The 1,841-nt window shown below is 70.8% G+C and carries 1 protein-coding gene; it reads left to right on the forward strand.

What is annotated here, in order from left to right:
- The coding region (locus ABZS61_RS34760) for a type I polyketide synthase (protein ID WP_356430501.1) at positions 1-1,841 on the forward strand (1,841 nt) is incomplete at both ends.

A 1,841-nucleotide genomic window follows, 5' to 3' on the forward strand; every position in this document is an offset into this window, starting at 1 on the left:
CAGGCTGCGGTGTGGGGTCTGGGCCGGGTCGCGGCCCTGGAGTTCCCGCAGCGCTGGGGCGGCATGATCGACCTGCCCGAGACCCTCGACGCCCGCGCATCCGGCCGACTTGCCGCGGTTCTGGCCGACGCTGCCGACAGTGGCGAGGACCAGGTCGCTGTCCGCGGTCCCGGGGTGTATGGGCGCAGGCTGGCACGTGCGGTGCCGCCCGCTGTCGCGGGCGAGGGATGGCAGCCCTCGGGGACGGTACTGGTCACAGGTGGCACGGGTGCGCTGGGTGTAGAGGTGGCCCGCTGGCTGGCCGACCGGGGCGTGCCTCACCTGGTCCTCACCAGCCGCCGAGGGGTGGCGCCGGAAGGCCTGGTGGACGAGCTGGCCGCGCTCGGCACTCGCGTCACCGTCGTCGCGTGCGATGTCGCCGACCGGGACGCCCTGGCCGGAGTGATCGCTGCTGTTCCCGCGGATATGCCGTTGACGGGTGTCGTGCATGCGGCTGGTGTCGGGGACGCACAACTGCTGGAAGCAGCCGACCGGGACACGACGGCCGTGATCATCGGTGCGAAGATCGACGGCGTCGTGCACCTGGACGAGCTGACCTCCGGCCTGCCCCTGGACCTGTTCCTGGTGTTCTCCTCCGGCGCTGCCATTTGGGGTGGTGCGGGCCAGGGCGCCTATGCGGCAGCGAACGCGTTCCTCGACGCCTGGGCACAACACCGCCGCGGGCGCGGCCTGCCCGCGACGTCGGTGGCGTGGGGGCCCTGGGCCGGCGCGGGAATGGCCGTCCAGGGCGACACCCAGCAGCTCCTGCGCCGACGCGGCATGTCACCGATGAACCCTGAACTCGCCGTGCGCACACTCGCGGCGGCTCTCGACGCCGACGAGTCGGGACTTACCGTCGCCGACATCGACTGGGCAGCGTTCGCCGCGTCGTTCACCGCGATCCGCCCGAGCCGACTCCTCGCCGAACTGCCCGAAGCAGTCAGCGCGCCGGTCTCGCCTGATGAGAACGACGGGTCGGCAGCCGGTTTGCGACGCCAGCTCGACGGGATACCCGCCGGACAGCGCCGCCAACTGGTCCTCGACGTGGTGCGCACCCACGCGGCAGCCGTACTCGGACATGCGAGCGCAGAATCGGTGGAGGCATCCCGAGCGTTCCGAGACCTGGGCTTCGACTCCCTGATGGCCGTCGAGGTCCGTAACCGCCTGCAGTCCGTCACAGGTCTGAGGCTTCCCACCACGCTGGTCTTCGACTACCCCACCCCACTCGTACTGGCAGAGTTCCTCCTGGCCGAACTCACGGACGGGGAAATGGGGGTGACGGGACAGGCAGTTGCCACGCCCGTGGCCGTGGCTGTGGATGAGCCGGTCGCGATCGTGGGGATGGCCTGCCGCTTCCCCGGCGGCGTCACCTCCGCCCAGTCCCTGTGGGACCTGGTGGAAAGCGCGGGCGATGCGGTCGGGCCCTTCCCCACCGACCGCGGCTGGCCCGTCTCGATCGCCGGATGGGGCGCCTTCCTCGAAGATGCCGGCGAGTTCGACGCCGACCTGTTCGGGATCAGCCCCCGCGAAGCACTCGCCATGGACCCCCAACAACGCCTCCTCCTCGAAACAGCATGGGAAGCATTCGAGTCAGCGGCCCTCGACCCCGCCAGACTGCGCGGATCCTCGACCGGCGTGTTCGTGGGCGGCACCGCATCCGGGTACGGCACCGGGACACAGATACCGCAGGGAGCGGAGGGGCACCTGCTGACCGGCAACGCAACCAGCGTCATGTCAGGCAGGGTCTCCTACGCCTTCGGCCTCGAAGGCCCCGCCGTCACCGTCGACACAGCCTGCTCCTC

Source organism: Streptomyces sp. NPDC005566 (genome assembly GCF_040605575.1).
Taxonomy (GTDB): domain Bacteria; phylum Actinomycetota; class Actinomycetes; order Streptomycetales; family Streptomycetaceae; genus Streptomyces.